Source organism: Endoryza foliicola, assembly GCF_050589245.1.
GTDB lineage: Bacteria > Bacteroidota > Bacteroidia > Chitinophagales > Chitinophagaceae > Endoryza > Endoryza foliicola.
Genome location: NZ_JBOBEW010000005.1, coordinates 30,829 through 52,156 on the forward strand (window position 1 = coordinate 30,829; position 21,328 = coordinate 52,156).

Annotated in this window: 19 protein-coding genes; 9 read left to right on the forward strand and 10 right to left on the reverse strand. The window is 41.0% G+C overall.

The window, feature by feature from the left end:
* Positions 1-29: 29 nt before the first annotated feature.
* Entirely contained in the window at positions 30-740 is a 711-nt protein-coding gene (locus ACQ2HE_RS12420) for an FKBP-type peptidyl-prolyl cis-trans isomerase (RefSeq protein WP_430896470.1), read from the reverse strand.
* 172 nt (positions 741-912) lie between these two features.
* Here ACQ2HE_RS12420 and ACQ2HE_RS12425 point away from each other — a divergent pair, with 172 nt between their 5' ends.
* The 3 genes from ACQ2HE_RS12425 to ACQ2HE_RS12435 all read left to right on the forward strand — a co-directional run bounded on the left by ACQ2HE_RS12425 (position 913) and on the right by ACQ2HE_RS12435 (position 3,906).
* Positions 913-1,656 (forward strand): DUF4197 domain-containing protein, encoded by a 744-nt coding sequence (locus tag ACQ2HE_RS12425; RefSeq protein ID WP_430896468.1) that lies wholly within the window; start codon positions 913-915, stop codon positions 1,654-1,656.
* Between the two features lie 82 nt (positions 1,657-1,738).
* Positions 1,739-2,962: an MDR family MFS transporter gene (locus ACQ2HE_RS12430; RefSeq protein WP_430896466.1), complete on the forward strand. Its 1,224-nt coding sequence runs from the start codon at positions 1,739-1,741 to the stop codon at positions 2,960-2,962.
* Positions 2,959-3,906, forward strand: a complete 948-nt coding sequence (locus ACQ2HE_RS12435) for a class I SAM-dependent methyltransferase (protein WP_430896464.1) — start codon at positions 2,959-2,961, stop codon at positions 3,904-3,906. Before ACQ2HE_RS12430 ends, ACQ2HE_RS12435 begins: the two co-directional genes overlap by 4 nt.
* A gap of 71 nt (positions 3,907-3,977) precedes the next feature.
* On the opposite strand, the gene ACQ2HE_RS12440 is transcribed toward ACQ2HE_RS12435, so the two are convergent.
* Positions 3,978-5,513, reverse strand: a complete 1,536-nt coding sequence (locus tag ACQ2HE_RS12440) for a M28 family peptidase (protein WP_430896462.1) — start codon at positions 5,511-5,513, stop codon at positions 3,978-3,980.
* Positions 5,514-5,605: 92 nt separating this feature from the next.
* Positions 5,606-7,492 carry an ABC-F family ATP-binding cassette domain-containing protein gene (locus ACQ2HE_RS12445; protein ID WP_430896461.1) on the reverse strand — a complete coding sequence of 629 codons (1,887 nt, stop codon included), beginning with the start codon at positions 7,490-7,492 and terminating at the stop codon, positions 5,606-5,608.
* Between the two features lie 87 nt (positions 7,493-7,579).
* On the opposite strand from ACQ2HE_RS12445, the gene ACQ2HE_RS12450 reads away from it, so the two are divergent.
* Together ACQ2HE_RS12450 and ACQ2HE_RS12455 are read left to right on the forward strand one after the other, a co-directional pair.
* Complete coding sequence (locus tag ACQ2HE_RS12450) at positions 7,580-8,044, forward strand: (2Fe-2S)-binding protein (protein ID WP_430896459.1); 465 nt, start codon at positions 7,580-7,582, stop codon at positions 8,042-8,044.
* Between the two features lie 6 nt (positions 8,045-8,050).
* Positions 8,051-10,276 (forward strand): xanthine dehydrogenase family protein molybdopterin-binding subunit, encoded by a 2,226-nt coding sequence (locus ACQ2HE_RS12455; protein ID WP_430896457.1) that lies wholly within the window; start codon positions 8,051-8,053, stop codon positions 10,274-10,276.
* Positions 10,277-10,293: 17 nt separating this feature from the next.
* Here ACQ2HE_RS12455 and ACQ2HE_RS12460 read toward each other — a convergent pair whose 3' ends face one another.
* The 5 genes from ACQ2HE_RS12460 to ACQ2HE_RS12480 all read right to left on the reverse strand — a co-directional run bounded on the left by ACQ2HE_RS12460 (position 10,294) and on the right by ACQ2HE_RS12480 (position 14,215).
* The gene (locus ACQ2HE_RS12460) at positions 10,294-12,006 is read right to left on the reverse strand and encodes an amidohydrolase family protein (RefSeq protein WP_430896455.1); all 1,713 of its coding nucleotides are present in this window, start codon (positions 12,004-12,006) and stop codon (positions 10,294-10,296) included.
* Between the two features lie 75 nt (positions 12,007-12,081).
* Positions 12,082-12,693: a diheme cytochrome c-553 gene (locus ACQ2HE_RS12465; RefSeq protein ID WP_430896453.1), complete on the reverse strand. Its 612-nt coding sequence runs from the start codon at positions 12,691-12,693 to the stop codon at positions 12,082-12,084.
* A gap of 87 nt (positions 12,694-12,780) precedes the next feature.
* A complete protein-coding gene (locus ACQ2HE_RS12470) occupies positions 12,781-13,254 on the reverse strand; it encodes a GAF domain-containing protein (protein WP_430896452.1) in 474 nt (157 codons plus the stop codon).
* Between the two features lies 1 nt (position 13,255).
* Positions 13,256-13,744, reverse strand: coding sequence for an asparaginase domain-containing protein (locus ACQ2HE_RS12475; protein ID WP_430896450.1), 489 nt, complete (start codon positions 13,742-13,744; stop codon positions 13,256-13,258).
* 60 nt (positions 13,745-13,804) lie between these two features.
* On the reverse strand, positions 13,805-14,215 hold the full coding sequence (locus ACQ2HE_RS12480) for an OsmC family protein (protein ID WP_430896448.1): 411 nt from the start codon (positions 14,213-14,215) through the stop codon (positions 13,805-13,807).
* Positions 14,216-14,265: 50 nt separating this feature from the next.
* Here ACQ2HE_RS12480 and ACQ2HE_RS12485 point away from each other — a divergent pair, with 50 nt between their 5' ends.
* The 3 genes from ACQ2HE_RS12485 (at position 14,266) to ACQ2HE_RS12495 (ending at position 17,092) form a co-directional block, all read left to right on the forward strand.
* On the forward strand, positions 14,266-15,054 hold the full coding sequence (locus tag ACQ2HE_RS12485; RefSeq protein ID WP_430896446.1) for a hypothetical protein: 789 nt from the start codon (positions 14,266-14,268) through the stop codon (positions 15,052-15,054).
* 86 nt (positions 15,055-15,140) lie between these two features.
* Positions 15,141-16,076, forward strand: coding sequence for a lipoyl synthase (gene lipA / locus ACQ2HE_RS12490; protein WP_430896444.1), 936 nt, complete (start codon positions 15,141-15,143; stop codon positions 16,074-16,076).
* 32 nt (positions 16,077-16,108) lie between these two features.
* Positions 16,109-17,092, forward strand: a complete 984-nt coding sequence (locus tag ACQ2HE_RS12495) for a phosphodiester glycosidase family protein (RefSeq protein WP_430902457.1) — start codon at positions 16,109-16,111, stop codon at positions 17,090-17,092.
* A gap of 39 nt (positions 17,093-17,131) precedes the next feature.
* On the opposite strand, the gene ACQ2HE_RS12500 is transcribed toward ACQ2HE_RS12495, so the two are convergent.
* Both ACQ2HE_RS12500 and ACQ2HE_RS12505 read right to left on the reverse strand, forming a co-directional pair.
* The gene (locus ACQ2HE_RS12500) at positions 17,132-18,106 is read right to left on the reverse strand and encodes an ROK family protein (protein WP_430896440.1); all 975 of its coding nucleotides are present in this window, start codon (positions 18,104-18,106) and stop codon (positions 17,132-17,134) included.
* Between the two features lie 58 nt (positions 18,107-18,164).
* A complete protein-coding gene (locus ACQ2HE_RS12505; RefSeq protein WP_430896438.1) occupies positions 18,165-19,772 on the reverse strand; it encodes an MFS transporter in 1,608 nt (535 codons plus the stop codon).
* A gap of 129 nt (positions 19,773-19,901) precedes the next feature.
* Here ACQ2HE_RS12505 and ACQ2HE_RS12510 point away from each other — a divergent pair, with 129 nt between their 5' ends.
* Positions 19,902-21,317 carry a glycogen synthase gene (locus ACQ2HE_RS12510; protein ID WP_430896437.1) on the forward strand — a complete coding sequence of 472 codons (1,416 nt, stop codon included), beginning with the start codon at positions 19,902-19,904 and terminating at the stop codon, positions 21,315-21,317.
* Positions 21,318-21,328 lie beyond the last annotated feature (11 nt).

A 21,328-nucleotide genomic window follows, 5' to 3' on the forward strand; every position in this document is an offset into this window, starting at 1 on the left:
CGCAATTGCGGGATTTTTTGTTTCATTACTTATTTAACAATATCTAATAGTTCAACTTCGAAGATAAGAGCAGAACCCGCTTTAATGGTAGGCCCCATGTCATTATCGCCATAAGCTAAGTAAGAGGGTACGAAAAGCCTCCATTTGCTTCCTACAGGCATCAACTGTAATGCTTCTACCCAGCCTTGAATAACGCCGGTAACACCGAATGTGATGGGTTCCCCTCTTTGAACAGAAGAATCAAACACCGTTCCGTCAATTAAGGTACCATGATAATGAACTTTTACTCGATCAGTCGATACTGGTTTGGGTCCGTCACCTTGTTTTAAAATTTGGTATTGAAGTCCGCTTGCTGTAGTAACAATGCCCTCTTTTTTCTTGTTTTCGGCCAAAAAGGCTTCGTTTTTCTTTCGAGTTTCGGCAGATTTTTCAGACTTCTTTTCTTGCATGTACGCCATGATGATCATGTTTACTGCGTTATCGTCGAATTTTGATTTACCATTTTTTGCATCCGCCATGGCTTTACTAACCAAAGCGCCATTGATTTCACCAATCCCTTGTTCTTTATAAAAATTAGCGATGCTAAGTCCAATTGCATAACTAAATGAATCAGCTTGGTTTTTCAATGTTACGATCGGTGCTGCAGGCTTTTTTACAGGAGCTTTTACAGCAGGCTTTTTTGTTTGTGCTACAGCTACTGCACAAAGCGTAGAAAATAAGATAGTAGTGAGTAAACGCATGTTTTTTAAATTGAAACGTAAAGTTAGGAAAATCAGCCTTTTAGAAGCCTGTTCTCTTAAACGAATTTTTGCTCAGTATATTTTTGTTCATTTTCTCTGAATTGGACTCATTTTTGTTCTCCTTAACAAAATATTTCTTTTTTTTAGCATCTTAATTGAATCAACTTATTGTATGAAAAAACTATTACTCGCATTAACCGTATTGTTTGGATTGAATGCACAGGCTCAGAAAGATACTACTAAGCTCGGCTCAAAACTATTGAAGAAAGCAACAGCGGTATTACCTAAATCCGGTTCAGGAACTACGGGGCTGTCAACAGAAGAAATTGTATCGGGTTTGAAAGAGGCATTATCGGTAGGTGCTAAAAACAGTGCTACCAAATTGTCATCATTGGACGGCTTTTTCGCCAATGCTGCCATCAAAGTATTGATGCCGCCGGAAGCCAAGAAAGTTGAGTCAACCTTGAGAGCTGCAGGAATGGGTGATTTGGTTGATAAAGCAATTCTCTCAATGAACCGTGCAGCAGAAGAAGCTTCAAAATCAGCTGCTCCGATATTTGTAGATGCTATCAAAACAATGAGCATTCAAGACGCTCTCGGGATTTTAAAAGGAGCTGATACTGCCGCTACTTCTTACTTAAAAGGTAAAACTACTCCGGCATTGACAGCTGCATTTAAACCTGTAATTGATGCAGCCTTACAAAAAACAGACGCAACTAAGTATTGGAAAACAGTATTTGATACTTATAACAAGCTTCCAACTACTTTTAAAAAAGTAAACAGCGATTTGTCGGGATATGTAACCGAAAAAGCATTGTATGGTATGTTCTTCCAAGTTTCTGAGGAAGAAAAGAAGATAAGAAAAGATCCTGCTGCTCGAGTTTCCGATATTTTGAAGAAAGTATTTGGTTCATAATAACTACTAAAAACAACAAGGAAAGGCCGATTCAGTCGGCCTTTTTTGTTTTTAAGCCATTGGTAAAACCTAAATTTGCACCATGGTTTCTAAAACCTTCGATTTATACAAAAAAGCGTACACAGGACTATCACCTCAAACATGGCTGCTATCCCTGATCATGCTCATCAATAGGAGCGGAACCATGGTTGTACCTTTTCTAACTCTTTACCTTACGCGTCCTCAAATGGGTTATTCCATCGACCAAGCGGGTATTGTAATGGGTTTGTTCGGGTTAGGCGCTGTAATTGGCGCCCATTTGAGTGGAAAGCTTACTGATAGAATTGGGTTTTATCCCATTCAACTGTTTACCCTTGCGTTTGGAGGATTTTTATTTTTCATGTTGAGTTGGATGAAATCATACGCTTCCATTTGCGTCACAACTTTTTTGCTCAGTTTTGTAAATGAAGCATTTCGACCGGCGAATGCCACTGCTGTTGCCTACTATAGCAAAACTGAAAACAGAACCCGATCGTATGCTTTGAACCGACTCGCTATTAATTTAGGATGGGCTGTGGGAAATGCTATTGGAGGTTTTGTGGCATCTATAAATTATAAATGGCTGTTCTGGATCGATGGTACTACCAATATTCTGGCAGCTATAGCCATGTTTTTCCTCTTGAAACCCGAAAACAATGGAAAACGTGAACACAAGGAAGAAACCATCAATCCGGCAGATTCTGTTTATAAAGACAAAGAATACCGTTGGTTCATTCTCTTAGTAGTGTTGTTTGCAGCATGCTTCTTTCAATTATTTACCAATTTGCCTGCCTATTTCAGAAACGATATGCATTATTCAGAGCGGTTCATTGGGTTGTTAGGGACTGTGAACGGTTTGATAATAGCTTTTATCGAAATGGTATTGATCTTTCAAATTGAAGGTAAGAGACGTAACACCTACTTTATTACCAGAGGCGTACTTATTTGCGGTTTGGCTTACCTACTTCTTGCGGTATTTCCAACCAGTTATTCGCTAGCGATGATCATGATAGTGTCAATGACCTTTGGTGAAATTCTCTCCATGCCCTTTATGAATTCATTCTGGATCGAACGATCAAAAAACCACAACAGAGGGCAATACGCCGCCATGTACACGATGGGTTGGGCAACGGCACAAACACTGGGCCCGGTAATTGGCGCCTTAATTGCTGCACATGCCGGGTTTATTAGTTTGTTTTGGACCCTAGGTGTTTGCCTGCTGGTAGCTTCTATTGGATTTTATTTTTTGAATGAAAAAATGAATCGTATTCAAAACCTTCCCTCATGATTTCTGAAAAACATATCATGTTCAAGAATCGACTTGCCAAAGTGTACAAACATTTGGGCAAGTTGGCACGTCGACAAAACATCAGTTGTTTTCGTTTATACGATAGAGACTTGCCTGAATTTCCACTGATCATCGAATTATACGGAACAAGAGTTTACATCGCTGAATATCGCAGTAAACATTCATTAACAGAAGAAGAATACGAAGCATGGTTAGTAGGTTGTGTTGAAGTGATTAAGGAAGTATTGGAACTGAGTGACGAGCAAGTATTCATTAAGCTTCGTCAGAGAAAAGAAGGGCGGCACGGCCAATATCAAAAGCTGGATGAAAAAGGGGAGAAGTTTACTGTTCAGGAAAGTGGTTTGTACTTTCGAGTGAACCTAACAGACTATTTGGATACCGGCTTGTTTTTAGATCACCGTGTAACAAGACAGCGAGTGCGCGAAAACTGTGAAGGGAAAAAAGTACTCAACTTGTTTTGCTATACCGGGTCATTTTCAGTGTATGCAGCTGCCGGAGGCGCCTCTGAAGTAGTGAGTGTAGACCTTTCAAACACCTACCTCGCCTGGATGGAGGAGAACATGATGTTGAATGGATTTGATGATCCTAAAAAGTACAAAACGGTTCGCGCAGATGTAAAGCAGTATTTGGAAACCTTACCTTCTCAATACTTTGATCTGGTGGTGATGGATCCACCTACATTCAGCAATAGTAAAATGATGAAGGATATTCTCGATATTCAAAGAGATCATGTTGATCTATTGAATGAAGTGATTCGTGCCACCAAACCCGGAGGACAGATCTACTTTAGTAACAATTATCGGAAGTTTGAATTGAACAAGGAAGCGCTTCATGCCACAGAAATCAAAGACATCACCAAAGCAACTACACCTTTCGATTTTGAGGGCAAATTGTTGCGATGGTGTTATCTCATTACTGTCTGATTCTTTAACGAAATGGTTTAATTTATTGTAGCATAAAAAAAGCGAAGGTCAAACCTTCGCTTTTTTCGTAATTATCTGAATTGAGCATCCAGAGGAATGTCTCTTTTCAGCATATCGTTTCTATTGGCCATTTCCCAAGCAGTATAGAATACCAATTGAGCTCTTTTAGCCATTTGTACATAATCGATTTTATCAGGAGTGTCGGTTGGACGGTGATAATCTGCGTGTGTACCATTGAAATAGAAAATGATAGGAACGCCTTTTCTAGCAAAGTTGAAATGGTCGCTTCTGTAATAAATACGCTCAGTATCTTTTGGATCATTGTATTTGTAATCCAATTCTAGTTTGGTGTATTTATTGTTAACGCTCTCACTTATTGGTTTTAAATCAGAACTAAGTTTGTCATCACCAACAACATATACGTAGTTGGTAGAATCACCTTTTCTTTTCGGATCGATGCGACCAATCATGTCGATGTTTAAGTCAACGGTTGTTTTATCCAATGGATAAGTTGGATGATCTCCATAATAAGCAGATCCCCAAAGACCTTTCTCTTCCCCTGAAACAGTGATAAAAATGATGCTTCTGCGAGGTCCTTTTCCGGCTGCTTTCGCTTTAACAAAGGCCTCAGCGATGTCTAACAACCCTGTAGTACCGGATCCGTCGTCATCGGCACCAAAATAAATTACATTGTCTCTTTTACCCAAGTGGTCGTAGTGTGCAGAGATCACTACGTATTCGTCTTTTAAATCTGTTCCTTCCATGAATCCGATCACATTGCTACTGTTTAATTGGGCCGTTACTTTCGCAAAATCTAACATCACATTGGCTGAATACACTTTAGCAGGAGTGGTGCCGGTTTTCAAGGCTTCCTTAGCAGCGTTGAAATCAGCTCCCATAATTGCAGCGGCAACTTCTTCAGAAATAAGGAAGGTATTAGGGTAAATAGTTTTACGAAAACCATTTACGTACATATTTCCTTTGTTTCCTCCCGGTCTGCGAGGAGAGCCATTGGCAACTTGCAATACGGCTATGGCGCCATTTTTTTGAGCTGCTTCTTGAATAGCGAAAGGGTTTCTTCCTCTTACAGTGGTGCCCGTTTGAGCTGGAGGGGTACCGGCAAAAACCAGAACAATTTTACCTTTTGCATTCACCCCTGCATAATCATCACGAGTTGAATCGCTGATTCCGTATCCTGCAAATACTACATCTCCACCGAAAAGGGTAGAAGTATAGGCACTCGCAAAGTTGATCGAGAAGTCTTTGTTGTATTCAAATGATTTTCCGTTTACTTCCAAACCGGCTCTAACCATTGAATCCTGAAATACAGGATACAATTGTTGGTAACTGCTGCCATTTCCAGGCGCTAGTCCCAAGCTTTTAAAATGATTTTCAATGTAAGCGGCGGCCTTTTTTTGACCGTCTGTGGCTGTTTCACGTCCTTCCATCTCGGCACCTGCTACAATGTAAAGATGCTTTTTTAAATCATCGGGAGTGATAGTGGCTGCGAATGGCTTAGGATCCGCTGCCTTAGGGGCTTTCTTAGCTTTTTGAGCTTGAGAAGTCAAACTAAAAAGTAAGGCGCCGGCAATAAAGAGTTTTCTCATGTTGATGCGCTATTTTTTTCAAAAATAAGTTTGTTCTGGGGAGTTTTGTTGCCATTGGTACAGTAATAGAACCCGTTACCCTTTATATGTGGCTAATTTTCGGCAAACTCACTCAATTCTAACCAACGCAGTTCTTTTTCATCCAATTCGTTGGTGATCGAAACCAATGAAGCACTCACTTCTTGTAAGCGTTCATAAGGAAGATCGGGTTTGTTCAACTCATTTTGCAATGCTTCTTTCTTAGCCGCCAATTCCGGTAGTTCTTTTTCCAGTATTTCGAACTCACGTTTTTCTTTATAACTCAGTCTACGTTTCTCAACAGGTTTTACTTCTTCAATTTTCTCTTTTACAGGTTCTGGTGTCGACGTTTTTTGTTGAATGGCTTCTTGCTCTTTCTCCCAAAGGCGGTACTGAGTATAGTTTCCGGGAAAATCGCGAATCTCGCCTTCACCTTCAAATACCAACAAATGATCAACCAATCGGTCCATGAAATAGCGATCGTGTGATACGATCAATAAACATCCGGGAAACTCTGAGAGAAACTGTTCCAGAACTCCCAATGTAGGAAGGTCTAAATCGTTGGTGGGTTCATCAAGTATCAGAAAATTGGGGTTTCTGAAGAGAATCGACAGTAAATGCAATCTCCTCTTTTCACCGCCACTTAATTTGCTGATATACGTATATTGCTTGTCGGGATCAAATAAAAACAATTGTAAGAATTGGGCAGCAGTTAAGGATCCGCCACTTGCCAATGGAAAGTTCTCCGCTATGTTCTTCACAAATTCAATCACCCTTAGGTCTTCTTTGATCACCAAACCCTGTTGCGAATAGTTACCAAAAATAACGGTATCGCCAATGTTTACTTTACCACTATCGGGTTGCTCCAGTTGTTGCAGGATATTGATAAATGTAGATTTCCCAACTCCATTCTTTCCAACAATCCCAACTCGCTCTCCCTTTTTAAAAGTATAATCGTAACCTTTTAGTAGTACTTTCTCACCATAACTCTTGTATACTTTCTTGAGCTCTAAAATCTTTCCACCAAGCCTGCTCATTTTCATATCCAATTGCAGCTTGGCATCTTCTATTTTCTGTTTGGCTTTTGATTCAATATCGTAAAAAGCATCAATGCGGCTTTTCGATTTGGTGGTTCTAGCTTTGGGTTGCTTGCGCATCCATTCCAATTCTTTTCGATAGGTATTTCGAGCTTTGTCAATACTGGCCAACTCGCTTTCCATTCGAGCCGCTTTCTTCTCTAAATAGTTCTCATAGTCTCCCTTATATACATAGAGTGTATTTCGATCCAATTCCCATATTTCATCACAAACCGAGTCAAGAAAATAACGATCATGGGTTACTAATAGAAGGGTAATACGCTCTTGATTGAGGTAATGCTCGAGCCACTCTACCATGGCGATATCGAGGTGGTTGGTAGGCTCATCCATGATCAGCAATACATGTTTGTGCTCAAATCCGATATCGATGAGGGTTTTTGCAAGAGCAATGCGTTTGCGCTGTCCACCCGATAAAGTTCCAACGGGTTGTTGTAAGTGGTGGATGTTCAATCTGCCTAAGATCTGCTTTACTTTAGCGTCAAAATCCCAGGCCCCCAATTGATCCATTTGAACAACGGCTTCATGGATTTTCGTTTCGTCGTTTATATCGCAGGCGTCTTCGTAGGCTTTAATGGCCGCAATGACAGGATTGCTGTGATGAAATATATTATCGAGAATGGTGGCCTTTTCATCGAAATGCGGTTCTTGTTCAAACAACGCGACGGTTACATCTTTATTGATCCAACAAGTACCTTCATCAGGCGTTTCGGCACCTGAAAGTATTTTTAGTAGGGTGGATTTACCGGACCCGTTCTTGGCAATTAGGGCTATTTTATCCCCTTCTTCAATGTGAAAGGAAATAGATGAAAACAGGGGCTGAATCCCATAACTTTTTGAAAGCCCCTCCACAGATACATAATGCATGGCGCAAAGATATTCAATTTAGCTTCCGATCTTCTAATTCCTTTTGCCATTTCAATGAACCTGCTTAACTTATATAAAATTTTAAAAATGGCCAGTTATAGCTTTAAAGTGAACGGAAAAGAGGTAGCGGTGGAGGCAGAACCCGATATGCCGATTTTGTGGGTTTTGCGCGATTTACTTGATTTAACCGGAACGAAATATGGGTGCGGCGTTAATACCTGTGGTGCCTGTACCATTCTCATTAACAATCGATCTGTTCGCGCTTGTCAAACTCCCGTTCGAGCCTGCAGCGGCCAAGACCTCACTACCATTGAAGGACTGGGCAAAGACGCCTTACACCCCATACAAGAAGCCTGGGAGAAGTTCAGTGTGCCACAATGTGGTTACTGCCAAGCAGGACAAATGATGGCTTTTGCCGGCTTATTGAGTCAGGTAAAAAAGCCAACAAAAGACCAGGTAAATTCTGTGATGAGCCAGAATTTATGCCGTTGTGGAACTTATCACAGAATAGAAAAAGCCATTGATCACGTATTATCTAACCTCCCAGCGTAACCGATTATGAAAAAAACTACAATCGATAGAAGAAGATTTCTTCAACTGAGTTCGATGGGAACCGGAAGCTTGTTAATTGGCTTCGTATTGCCATCGCAGGCGCAAGCCATGCTGCCCGATGATTGCGAGTACTTTCAACCCAATACACTTATTAAGATAGATAAATCGGGTGCCATCACCATTTATGTTGCCCGCCAAGAAATGGGACAAGGGGTGAATACATCACTGCCAATGATTGTGGCGGACGAAATGGATGCCGACTGGAAAAAAGTGAAAACAGAAATTGCGCCGTATGGAGCACTGGCGCCAGGTGCCCACGATACAGGAGGGAGTCAAAGTGTATTAACCGACTACAATGAATTACGAAAAGCAGGTGCCATTGCAAAAACGATGTTGATCACTGCTGCAGCTAAAAAATGGGGCATTGCTCCTGAAATGTGTGCTGCCGACAATGGGACCATTGTAAATACCACCACCATGAAATCGATTGGTTATGGTGAATTGGTGTGTGACGCGGCCAAGCTTCCGATTCCTGAAAAAGTGACTTTGAAACAAGCTAAAGATTTCAAACTAATTGGGAAAGAGCAAAAGAAATCAAACTTAAAAGAAATTCTTACCGGAAAAGCAAAGTATGGTATTGATCTTAAGATACCGGGAATGGTATTCGCATCCATTGAACGATGCCCGGTTTTAGGAGGCAGTCTTGTGAAAGTAGACGATACAGCTGCCAAAGCAATTCCCGGTTATTTGAAATACGTTACCATCAAAGGCACGGGCGTTCCTATGCACGTTCGCGATGGTGTAGCAGTGATTGCCACCTCTACTTGGGCCGCACAAAAGGCCAAAGCACAGTTGAAAATTGAGTGGAGCATTCCAAAGGATAAACAACAAAACAGTGCTGATCTTTTCAAACAAATGGCGGTTGTAGCAAAGCAAAAGCCGAAGTTTGAAAAGTTCAAGAAAGGAAATATCGACTCTTTGAAGAAAGATCCTCTAAGAAGTTTACGCCAAACCTACAGTGAACCATTTTTAGCGCATGCCACTATGGAGCCTATCAATTTCATAGCTCAGGTAAAAGATGGCAACTGTGAATTGTGGGGTGGGTTGCAATTGCCCGATTGGACCGTCAATCAAATTGCCGCCGATTGTGGCATTAAAAAAGAAAACATTAAAGTAAACCTCGCATTAATTGGAGGTGGTTTTGGAAGACGCCTCCATTTTGAATTTGCTATCGAAGCCGTGAAAATTGCACAGCAGCTCAACCAGGCCGTTAAAATTGTGTGGGATAGAACGGAAGATATACGCTTCGATCCCTTCCGCCCGGCGAACTATCATTTACTGGAAGCTAGTTGGGACGTAAAAGGGAACATGGAATCTTGGTATCATCATTTGTTGTCAACTTCAATTGCAGTGATGACGGGTGGCCCTTCGGTTCCTGATCCATCGGAAAACTTAGGTGGTGCTACAGGCGATTTTTACTATGATGTCCCCAATGTTAAAACCGGATATACCCACATTGATTTCAATATCAACAGAGGATGGCTTCGATCAGTTGAAATATGTATGAATGTATTTCCAATTGAAAGTTTTATCGATGAAGTTGCTAGAAAGCAGAAAAAGGATCCTTTGAAATTCCGTTTGGGGCTTTTAGAAAACAGACCAATGTTTTTAGTGGGAGAAGGAGCAGGAGCGATGAAACAATATCCCTCTAGAATTGCAAATGTTTTAAAAGCCGCTGCTGAAGGCATAGGATATAACAAGCCACGTAAACCCAAGCATTACATAGGTGTGGCAACCCATTCCTTCATTTTTGCAAAAAGCTATGCAGCTCATGCAATTGAAATTGAAATGGTAGGTCCGAAACAGTTTAAGATTGTAAAAGTAGTTGCTGCGATCGATTGTGGCATTGTGATCAATCCGGATGGATTGAAAAACCAGATGGAAGGAGGATTGGCATTTGCACTTCAACAAACACTGAAAGGAGAAATTACTATTAAAGACGGCCGCGTGGTTCAAGATAGTTTCCGAAACTATGAACTCTTGCGCTACAATGAAATGCCGCCGGTTGAAATCATTGTAGTGCCTAGTGAAGAAGAACCCGGTGGAGTAGGGGAGGTTGGATTGCCAACGGTAGCACCCGCGCTGTGCAACGCTTTAGCAGCAGCAGGCGCAAGACCTAGAACTTTACCAATTCGAAACGAAGGATTTGTATTAGTAACCGGGACTGCCTAGCAGCCCCGGTTTTTCTTTTACTGGATAAAATATACTCTCGCAATCTTTCCTTTTTCAACTTCATAGATCGCTACTGCACGAAGTGGTTTCGCCCCAAAACCCGTAACCGATTCATGATCAATAATACGATTGCCTTGAATGATCCGTTCTGTTATTTCACAATGCAAGTTCTTAACAGAATTGAACATTCCTTTGTAGTCATCGTAGAGTGCTTTTTTACCTTTTGCTAGCAGTTTATTAGGGAATTCATACAACTCTACTGAATCGGAGTAGGTAGCTGCAAATGCATCAATGTTTCGAGCATTGTAGGCGTTTAATTGCTCCTGAACAATTGCAGCAGGCGTTTTCTGAATCAATGTGTCCGGGCTATAAAGAGTTCCTTTGTAGATCAAAGTTCCAATTTGTTGAAGCGCTATTAAACTGTCGAGCGGATTACTATTTAATAAAAGTAGATTGGCGATTTTTCCTTTTTTGATACTCCCATAGAGACTGTCTTTTCCAAACCCTTTTGCGGCTTGAATGGTGGATGCTTTTAGAATATCGGCGTTCGACATTCCACCCTGATGCATCAACTCTAATTCTCTATACAATGAAGCCGCATGTTGTGTTCCAATATTACCCGCATCCGTACCCGATACAATTCGAATGCCGGCCTTGTTCAACAGCCCTAAATTAGTAAGCATAGTGCTGTCTTCTTTGCTGGGTGCGGGTAACCTTCCCACTAATTTTTTATAGTCGAATTTTATAGTGGTAGGGTTTAAGTGTTTTAGATCATAGAGAGAACCCAACATAAATGGATTCGACATGGACAGTTCATAATTGGTAAAATCAAAGTTTTGAGAAAACACTCGATTGTACAACTGAGCTACTTGAAGGGTAGGGATGTAAACGGTGTTTTTAGCTTTTAATAGTTGGATAAAAGCATCGTCTACCAATTGATCGTCTACGCTGTGAACCAAGATGTCGGCTCCTGCAGTGACTGCCAATTTTGCTGTCTGATATTCTGTTGCGTGAACAGCAACTTTAAGTCCATTCACATGGCTCTCTTGAATGGCCGCTTCAATAATGGGAAGTGTTTTTTCTGCGGGTTGACCCGGTAATACGATGTACCAGATTTTAATAAAATCAGGTTTGTAAGGCAATTGTTTTTTAACCAAGTCTCTTGCTTCTTCCGCCGAACTGACCTTAATGATTGGAGGATCTTTTTTATCTAAGTTGGGAGGTAGGTAGGTTGAAATCAATGGACCGGTAACCCATGCATTGGGTGCATATTTTGACTGTTCCAATTGTTCTCGCACAGCATAATTGCTCATAGGGCCACCCACGTCTATAACCGAAGTAATGCCGCAAGCCAAATAACGGCGCATCAGATCGTTCAAATTCTCTTTAATCCACTGCTGGTCTTTTTCATAAGGCAATGCCACATTTAAGTTCAACGCATCGGGGCGGGTATACAAACCTCCACTTTGAAAGAAATGGATATGAGCGTCAATCAAACCCGGCATGATGTATTTGCCGGTAGCATCAATGATAGTGGCTGAAGCAGGAGTTTTTAGTTTTCCTGTTTTGCCTAAAGCAGTAATTCGATTACTATCTATAATAATCGTTTGATCAGGGATTGCTTTTCCGGTTTCAACATCAACAATGGTAACATGCGTTAAGGCCAATGTTTGAGCGATGCTACCATAGCTAACGGATAATAGAAGAATAAAAAAGAAGACGCGTTTCATGGAGAATAGTTCATTAAAACAATGGGTTGACTTCATTTGAAAACAACCCATTGTTTTTGTTATCAATATGATGGTTTACTTTTTCATCAAAGCAGTTGGCGGAACGGGTGCCGGTACTGCATTGCTGATAGCGGGTAATGTTTTCAAATAGGTAAACAGTGCGGTGAGATCTTCATCTTTCCATTGTGCAATGCTTTGCCAAGGCATAGGAGGCAGAAGTGGGCGACCACCGTCTTGGCCCAAGTGTTTCCCTTTTCTAATGGCGCCGATGAAATTTTCAACAGTCCAGCTACCAATGCCGGTTGTTGAATCTGGCGTTAGGTTAGCTGCATAAGACATACCCCAAGGACCAACTGCAGCAGTAAGTGTACCACTTATCAAAACCCAGTTACCGGGTTTGGTGGCATCGTACGTAATTTCAGGAAGAGGAGAGCCTGCTGGATGGCCCGACATAATTTTCGTAGTGTCTAGCATGGGGCCTTGAGGCGTCATTACTTTTGGTGTATGACAATCGTTACAGCCGCCTATAGCCAAAAGGTATTTGCCTTTGTCTAAAACATCTTCTTTCACCACAGCTTTTTCTGTTTCTGCAGTTGAAGTGTTTTTTTCTGATGGTTCGGAGCAGCGAACCAATGTAAATAAGCAAGCAGCTACACTGCCGATCGCGAGCAGTTGTTTTGATTTCATGTTGAGTTGTATTTAAGTTTTAGGATAGAAAACGCATATGTGCACTCACTATTTCAAACTAATGTATAGGATAAAGCGGATAAGCTTTTAATAGGAAAGGAAACGAAGGATTTCCTCAAGGTATTTCTGATCGGTTGTATCGAAACTGTCGAGTTGATCACTGTCTACATCTAGTACTCCCATTACTTCACCTTGATGAAACATCGGTACAACAATTTCTGATTTTGAAAGACTGGAACAGGCGATATGTCCCGGGAATTTTTCGACATCTGGTACAATCAGTGTTTTTGCTTGTTCCCAACTTGAACCACATACACCTCGGCCTTTCCTGATTCTGGTACAAGCTACCGGTCCTTGAAATGGCGCCAGCACTAACTCTCCGTTTTTCACCAAATAGAAACCTACCCAAAACCAATTGAATTGCTCTTTCAAGGCGCCGCAAATATTGGCTAGGTTGGCAATCAGATCGGTTTCACCTTCCAGCAATCCTTTGATTTGAGGTATCAATGCTTGATACTGTTCCTCCTTGGTTCCTTTTATAATGGTTAAATCTTCTGCCATTTTATTTTGTTTCTTCGAATATGCCTGTTTGTTTGTTTTTGCGAACATTGTCCCAATTGAAGGCTTTTCCATTCATCGCCACGTACACTCCCGGCGGAAGTGTTTGCACGAAAGCCAATGCACTGCCCAAATTGAAGAACCCGTCGGAGCTACCAAATTTATAGGGGATCATGGCACCTGTAATAACGATTGTTTTGCCGGGAACTTTCTCTGCCAATACCTGCGCTGTATAGCTCATGGTATCGGTCCCATGCGTAATGATGATTTTATCTTCAGACGCATTTCTACATTGATGAACAATCAAATCTCGGTCCTCTTCCGTCATGTGCAAACTATCGATCATCATCAAGGTTCGAACGGTTACGTCTAAAGAACTTCTGCTTCGTTTGAGCATTTCAGGAAGATGGGTTTCCTTAAAGAAAAGCTCACCGGTGAGTTCATTATACTCCTTATCGAAGGTTCCTCCGGTTACAAATATTCTTATGGCCATGTGAGTCGGTTTGGGCTGTAAACTTACAATTTTAGCAGCAAAAACTAATACTTGTTCGTGTTATTTGTCCCAATTGAAACGAATGTTTAATTGAATATCGGGGTGAAGGCTGTAAAAAACTGGACAGGTATGCGCACAGCGCTCTAAAATGGTTCTTTCTTTTGGGTCGGAAGTTGCAGCGGCCGGGAAATGAAATGTTAAATTAATACCTCCAACACGTCTAGGATCTGCCTTCATGATCTTTTCTACGGAGATCTCTGTTCCTGCCAAATCGACCCCCATGTCTCTTGCCTTGATTCCCATGATCGTCAATGCGCAGGCTCCAAGAGAGGTTGCCAGTAAATCGGTTGGAGAGAATTTTTCTCCTTTTCCGTTATTATCAACAGGCGCATCGGTTAAAATTTCGGTTCCACTCGATAAATGGGTACAAACGGTTCTCAGATTTCCTTCGTATACTACAGTAGAAGTCATAATTCGTGATTTTTGCCCTAAATTTACGTTGAATATATAAATCTATGCGTGTGAAGAATATTGTTCCTGTTTTGATGTTAACGCTACTTAGCGGCTCGGCCATTGGTCAAACGCAAAAACAAACAACGGCAAAGCAAGATAAAAAAGCCGAAAGGAGAGAGCGCATCAGTAAGTTGATGAAGCAAGAGGAGGAAGGTGAAGTGGTATTCAACAAGCAAAGTGTGTTTGGCTTCAAAATGGTTACAGATGGATATGGCATTTCTTATGAATTCGGCAAATTCAAAAGCAATAGAGTAACCAATTTGTTTCAATTCGATTTCAACGAAAAGAAACATCCAAAAGAAAAAAAGATATCCTTGTTCGACGGTTTTGGATTCTCAAGTATCATCTTCGGTAAAACCAATAATTTCTATCAATCCAAATTTAGCTTCGGACAACAAAGACGGATCGGAGGAAAAGGAAATAGAAACGGTATCTCTGTTTCCGGCATTTATACCGGTGGTTTCAGCTTGGGAATGTTGAAGCCTTACTATGTAAATGTGTTGGCAAACGGAAAAGAAATCAAAAGCACCTTCCCAACAATTGTTGACAGCAACTATGCCATTGGGGGCGCTGCTGGTATTACCTACGGTTGGAAAGACTTGAAGATAAAGCCCGGCGTTCAAGTTAGAGGCGCCTTACGCTTCGATTATGGACGTTTCAATGAAGCTGTAAGCGCAATTGAAGTAGGCTTGGCGGCGGAATACTACACACAAAAAATCTCGCAGGTTGCTTATGTGGACCAAAAGCAGTTGTTTTTTACTGCTTATATGTCTTTCCTTTTTGGTCGTCGCAAGTAAGCAAGTAGTTGATATTCAAGTTATTATAAACAGGTAACCTCGAATAAACTTTTCGAGGTTAATTTTGTTCTTATCTTTACATCATCATGACTGAATTACCTGTTATTTCTGGAATTAAAGAGCAAGATTCTCGCGTAAAAAAGCCCGATTGGCTTCGAGTAAAATTGCCGATTGGAGAAAGTTATAAACACGTGAGAGGATTAGTAGATACTCACAAACTCCATACAATCTGTGAAAGTGGGAACTGTCCCAACATGGGCGAATGCTGGGGAGAAGGAACCGCTACATTCATGATTTTAGGAAATGTGTGCACCCGTAGTTGCGGATTCTGTGCTGTTGCAACAGGTCGCCCTGAGCCTATTGACTGGGATGAGCCCCAACGAGTGGCTGAAGCCATTCACCTAATGAAAGTAAAACATGCGGTGATCACTTCTGTAGACAGGGATGAAGTGAAAGACGGTGGAAGTATTATTTGGTACAATACAATCAAAGCTGTAAAAGCCTTGAATCCGGATACAACATTGGAAACTTTGATTCCTGATTTCAAAGGAGAACAAGAAAACATTCAGAGAATCATCGATGCGGCTCCAGAAGTTGTTTCTCACAATATTGAAACAGTGGAACGCTTAACTAGAAAAGTGAGGATTCAGGCCAAATACTGGAGAAGCATGGAGGTGTTGAAGTTATTGAAAGCCGGAGGCATGCGTACTAAAAGTGGTATCATGTTGGGCTTGGGCGAAACAAAGGAGGAAGTAATTCAAACCTTGCATGATTTGAAAGCCCAAGGAGTGGATGTAGTAACCATTGGACAATACCTACAACCCACTAAAAAGCATTTGCCGGTACAACGCTTTGTGCACCCCAATGAATTCGCTGAATACCGTGAAATTGGATATCAAATAGGTTTAGATTATGTAGAAAGTGGTCCATTGGTCCGTTCTTCTTACCACAGTGAACGTCATGTGATTCCCGGTTACGGAATTGAAGCATGGAAAAAAGAAAAAGAAATGATGGTTTCCTAAGTTTATTCCACTTAATTTCATAGAGCAGGTTCATGCCTGCTTTTTTTATGCGTTTATTTTCAGTTTTAATTCTTTCCATTGGCCTTTTCAATTCTGAAATTGCAGTTGCTCAAACGCGATTGAGATGGCAATTGGAGAACGATAGTTTCCAATACTTGCCGCCTTCTATTCGTGTTTTCAAAACCAATGATTCTTTGAACGGCAGGCCTTTCAAAGCCTTTTATGCTGAGATCAATTTAAAAGACCCAAATCTTGCTGTGTCGGCCGAAGTAGGGCGTGGTAGTGCTTACAAGCTTTCCGAATATTTTGAGAAAGAAGAGAAACCGTATATCATTATCAACGGAGGTTATTTTAACAGAGAAACCCTCCAAAATTTGAGCCTGGTAATGCAGAAAGGGGTTCAATTGGCTTTCAATCAGCCCTCGGTAAAAAGTAAAATGACCGACTCTTTCTATTATCCAACCAGAGCTGCTCTTGGTTTTTCGAGATCAAAACGCCCTTTTATAAGTTGGGTGTTTACGGATACGGTTAATAGATATCCCATGTCTTTCGAGGTAAAACCAATAAAAGCCAAAGGCATCAATGCAGACCCCAGTTTCGAAGATCTCGAAACGCTTGAACATTGGCAATGGTGGAGAATGGAAACCGCTATTGGGGGTGGACCTGTACTTGTTCAAAAAGGGAAAGTTTTTATTACTGCGAATGAAGAACAGCTATTTGTAAATTCAGTAAAGGAACTGCATCCGAGAACCGCTGCAGGATATACTAGAACCGGTAAGTTGATTTTTTTAGTAGTAGAAGGGAGAAATAAAGAAGCGAGTGGCGCCAGTTTGGAGGAATTGGCTCAATTGTTTGTTGAATTGAAATGCAAAGAAGCCATTAATTTAGATGGAGGAGGCAGCTCGGCAATGCTCATTAATGGCAAACATTCAATACATCCATCCGACAAAGAAGGAGAACGGCCTGTTCCTTCCGTACTAATGATTAAAGCAGTGGCCGTGGCACAAATTTATTAAAAGAAAAAACTCTCGCTTTTTACGAGAGTTTTTCTTTTATTATTTATCCCATGCCAGAGCGCTGGCGCCTAGGATTGCAGCATCTGATTCTTTTAAGTGACTCACCAGAATCTTTACTTTATTCTGGAACACTTGAATCAAATTTGCTTCCATATGTTCTCGTGTTGGTTTTAATATGAGATCACCGGCTTTGGTGAGTCCCCCAAACAAGATAATTGCTTCAGGACTACTGAACATTACGGCATTTGCAAGCGCCAATCCAAGAATTTTTCCGGTATATTCAAATATCTCAAGGGCCACTTTATCTCCTTGAATAGCAGCATCGAAAACTGCTTTTGAATCTATTTTGTCTGTTGGTACTTCTCTTAATAAAGAAGGTTCGCTTCTTTTTTCTAACACTTCCAGAGCGGTCAATCTAACACCGGTTGCTGAAGCATAACTTTCCAAAGAACCATACTTGCCGGTCCCTTCGTGTAAACGGCCATCCGGTATTACAATGGTATGTCCTAGTTCGCCAGCAAATCCATCATGACCATAAATGAGTTGACCATTCGCTACAATACCACTTCCTACACCTGTACCCAAGGTTATCATGATAAAATCTTTCATCCCTTTGGCTGCTCCGTACATCATTTCACCAATTGCCGCGGCATTTGCGTCATTGGTAAGGGTAACAGGCAACTGGAATTTATCTTCAATCAATTTAGCAAGCGGAACAATTCCTTTCCAAGGTAGATTGGGCGCATATTCAATAGTTCCTGTATAGAAATTCCCGTTGGGCGCGCCTACACCTACGCCTTTGATTCTTCCAATACCACCTACTTTTTCAATTAAGGGAAGAAAGCTTTCATACAGTTCATCGATAAAGGTTTCTACTTCTTTGTGTTTCTTGGTAGAGATTTCACTTGAGAAGAGTACGTTACCATTTCTGTCTACGATCCCAAACTTTGTTCCGGTGCCGCCAATATCGATTCCAATGGCTAAGGGTTCTAGTGCTGAATTAGTTGTTGCCATGTCTTGAAAATGCCCTCGGCAAAACCGAGGGCAGCTGTTTTATGAGTTGATTAATAAATTAGTGTCCACCTCCAATTTGATTGTCGAAGTCCAATCCTTGCGCCTTCAATACACTTCTTAATTTGAGTCCTAACCAAGCAAGGAACAAGAAACAAACTGCAGCAATTAAATAAGATTGATGCATGTCGTGTGTAGTATCACCAACAGATCCTTGCAATGGTGGAATGATAGCACCCCCTAAGATCATCATGATCAAGAAGGCAGAACCTTGACTGGTAAACTTACCCAATCCACTCACACCAAGTGAGAAAATACAAGGCCACATTACAGAGCAACACAAACCACCCGCCATAAATGCATATACTGAAATGATACCATTTGTAAACACACCAATCAGCATCGCAGCCGTTGCTAGCAATGATACTGTAACCAAGGTTTTAACAGGTTTCTCTTGACCAAAGAAGAAGGCTGCAATTGCGATAGCTACGCATGCTGCATAACCATAAAGGTCGGAAATGTCGCTGCCATAAAGATTGTTCACAAACAAAACAATAGCTAACGCAACAAATGGCACAACGATCATTGCTATAGTTTTGGCAGTTCCTTTTAAATTAAAAACGCTCACCGCACCAGTCCAACGACCAATCATTAAACTACCCCAATAGAGGGAAACGTATTTAGAGATTTCACTTTCATCCAAGCCGGCATCTGTTAAATAGCCCGGTGTTTTCAACAAAGCTCCGAAGTTGTTGTCGATGGTTACTTCAACGCCAACGTATACAAAAATACCCAACATGCCATAGATCAACTGTGGGTATTTCATAGCTCCCCAACCTTCCGGGTTTTTGTTAGCACTAATATTAGAGCCAAACAAAATGGCGATGATCATCACTAAAGTGATGATTAATAAGTTGAGTTTAGAAATGCTGGTATATTGACCGGCAATGATTACACCGATCAAGAAGATGGTCATGAAGATCAAAGAGCCGGAGGCTTTTGAAACTTTCTCCACTTTGGCATCATCTTGACCTGCCGGTAATTTTTTTGAAAATTGAAAAAACAGGGCAACAGCAGCAAATACAGCTGCAACGATCATATAAAGCGTATTTACATTGGTAACCGTAACATTCGCAGCTTTGCTGCTAACCGTTCCAAATAAGAAATAGCTTACAATGATGGGTCCTAATGTAGTACCCAATGAGTTTACACTTCCGCCTAAATTCAAACGGTGTGAACCTGTTGAAGGATCTCCCAATGCTACTGCAAATGGTTGGGCGCAAGTTTGTTGCAAGGAAAAGCCCAAGGCTACAACAAAGAAGGATCCTAAAATGGCCGGGAATGAATTCATGTTTGCTGAAGGAATAATTAGTAAGGCACCTGCAACTGAAATCCAGAGGCCATAGATAATCCCTTTCTTATAACCGATTTTGTTAACGATATCGAATCCGATAATGTTAGAAGCTAAAAACAAAATCAAAGAACCAATAAAGTAAGCACCATAAAACGCTGAACCAATCAGTTGTGATTCAAATTGGTTCAATTCGAAATGCGACTTACAAAATGGGATAAAAATACTGTTGGAAGCTGCAATAAAACCCCAGAAAAAAAACACAACAACGAGGGTGCTCAGCGCACTGTTATTGGTGGGTTGCTTGGGTTGACTCATAGCAATCTGTTTGTTTAAAAAAATGAGTGCTGAAAGTAGGCACAAATTTGATAGGAATAAAATTTTTCTTTCCTGCACCAGTATTGGTAATTACTTATTAAATTGATAAAATTTTTATAAACTCTTGTCATGGAAATTCTTCACGTAAGCGCCGAATGTTATCCGGTTGCAAAAGCTGGCGGGTTAGGCGATGTAGTTGGTGCTTTACCCAAGTACCTCAATCAGTTAGGACATTTTGCGAAGGTTGTGATGCCGATGTACCGAACTAAGTATCTCTACAATCATGACTGGGAAGTAGTGCACAAAGGTTATTCTAATTTAGGCAATTGGACATTCGAGTTTACCGTAATTAAGGAAGCCACTAATGAACTCGGTTTTGACTTGTATTTGGTAGACATCAATGGATTGCTCGATAGGGAAAAAGTATACGGCTACGACGATGACTCTGAGCGCTTCTTGGCCTTTCAAATAGCTGTTTTAGACTGGGTAAATGCCTGGGAGCATCATCCAGATGTAATTCATGTTCACGACCATCACACCGGTTTGATCCCCTTTATGATCAAACACTCATTTAGATATCGAAAAATACGCTCCATACCTACTGTACTTACCATTCACAATGCCCAATATCAGGGTTGGATGGATTGGTCGAAAAGCAATCAGATTCCGGAATGGGATAGTTGGCGCTGGGGACTCCTAGATTGGGAAAACAATATCAATCCGCTGGCATCTGCTATTAAATGTGCCGACAAAGTAACAACGGTTAGCACTAGCTATCTTGAAGAACTTCGTTATATGAGCAATGGACTTGAAGATCTGTTTGAATACGAAAAAGGAAAGTGCGTAGGAATTTTGAATGGTATTGATGTAGAAGTTTGGGACCCCAATGCTGATACCTATTTAGAACATCACTATTCTATAAAAACAGCAGCAGCAGGCAAAGAAAAAAGCAAACGCGAACTTTGCGAGACTTTTAATTTGGATCCCGAAAAACCCTTGATCGTTTTTATTGGTCGTTTGGTAGGCGAGAAGGGCTCAGAATTGCTCCCACAAGTTATTGGAGATAGTTTCTACTACGTTGGCAGAAGAATGAATTTCTTGATTTTAGGAAGTGGGTTTCCTGAAGTAGAAGCCGCTTTAAATGCAATGAAACCTTTATCTCAACAAGATTTCAACGTTTTCATAGGATACAATGAAGCGTTAAGCCATAAAATGTACGCCGGCGCCGATTTTTTATTGATGCCTTCCCGTGTTGAACCTTGTGGATTGAATCAAATGTACTCCATGCGATATGGTACCATACCGATGGTTAGAAGAATTGGCGGTTTGAAAGATACCGTTATTGATTTCGGTGAAACAAACGGTTATGGCATTTGTTACAATCATACGGCAGTAGGTGATATTACTCATGCCGTTTGGCGTGCGGTAGAACTATATCAAGACAAAGCGTTGATGCAGACGCTGAGAGAAAGAATGATGAATCTGGATTTTAGCTGGGAAACGAGTGTAAAAAAATATTTAGAGGTTTATCAAAGTATTCAATAAATTCAACCAAA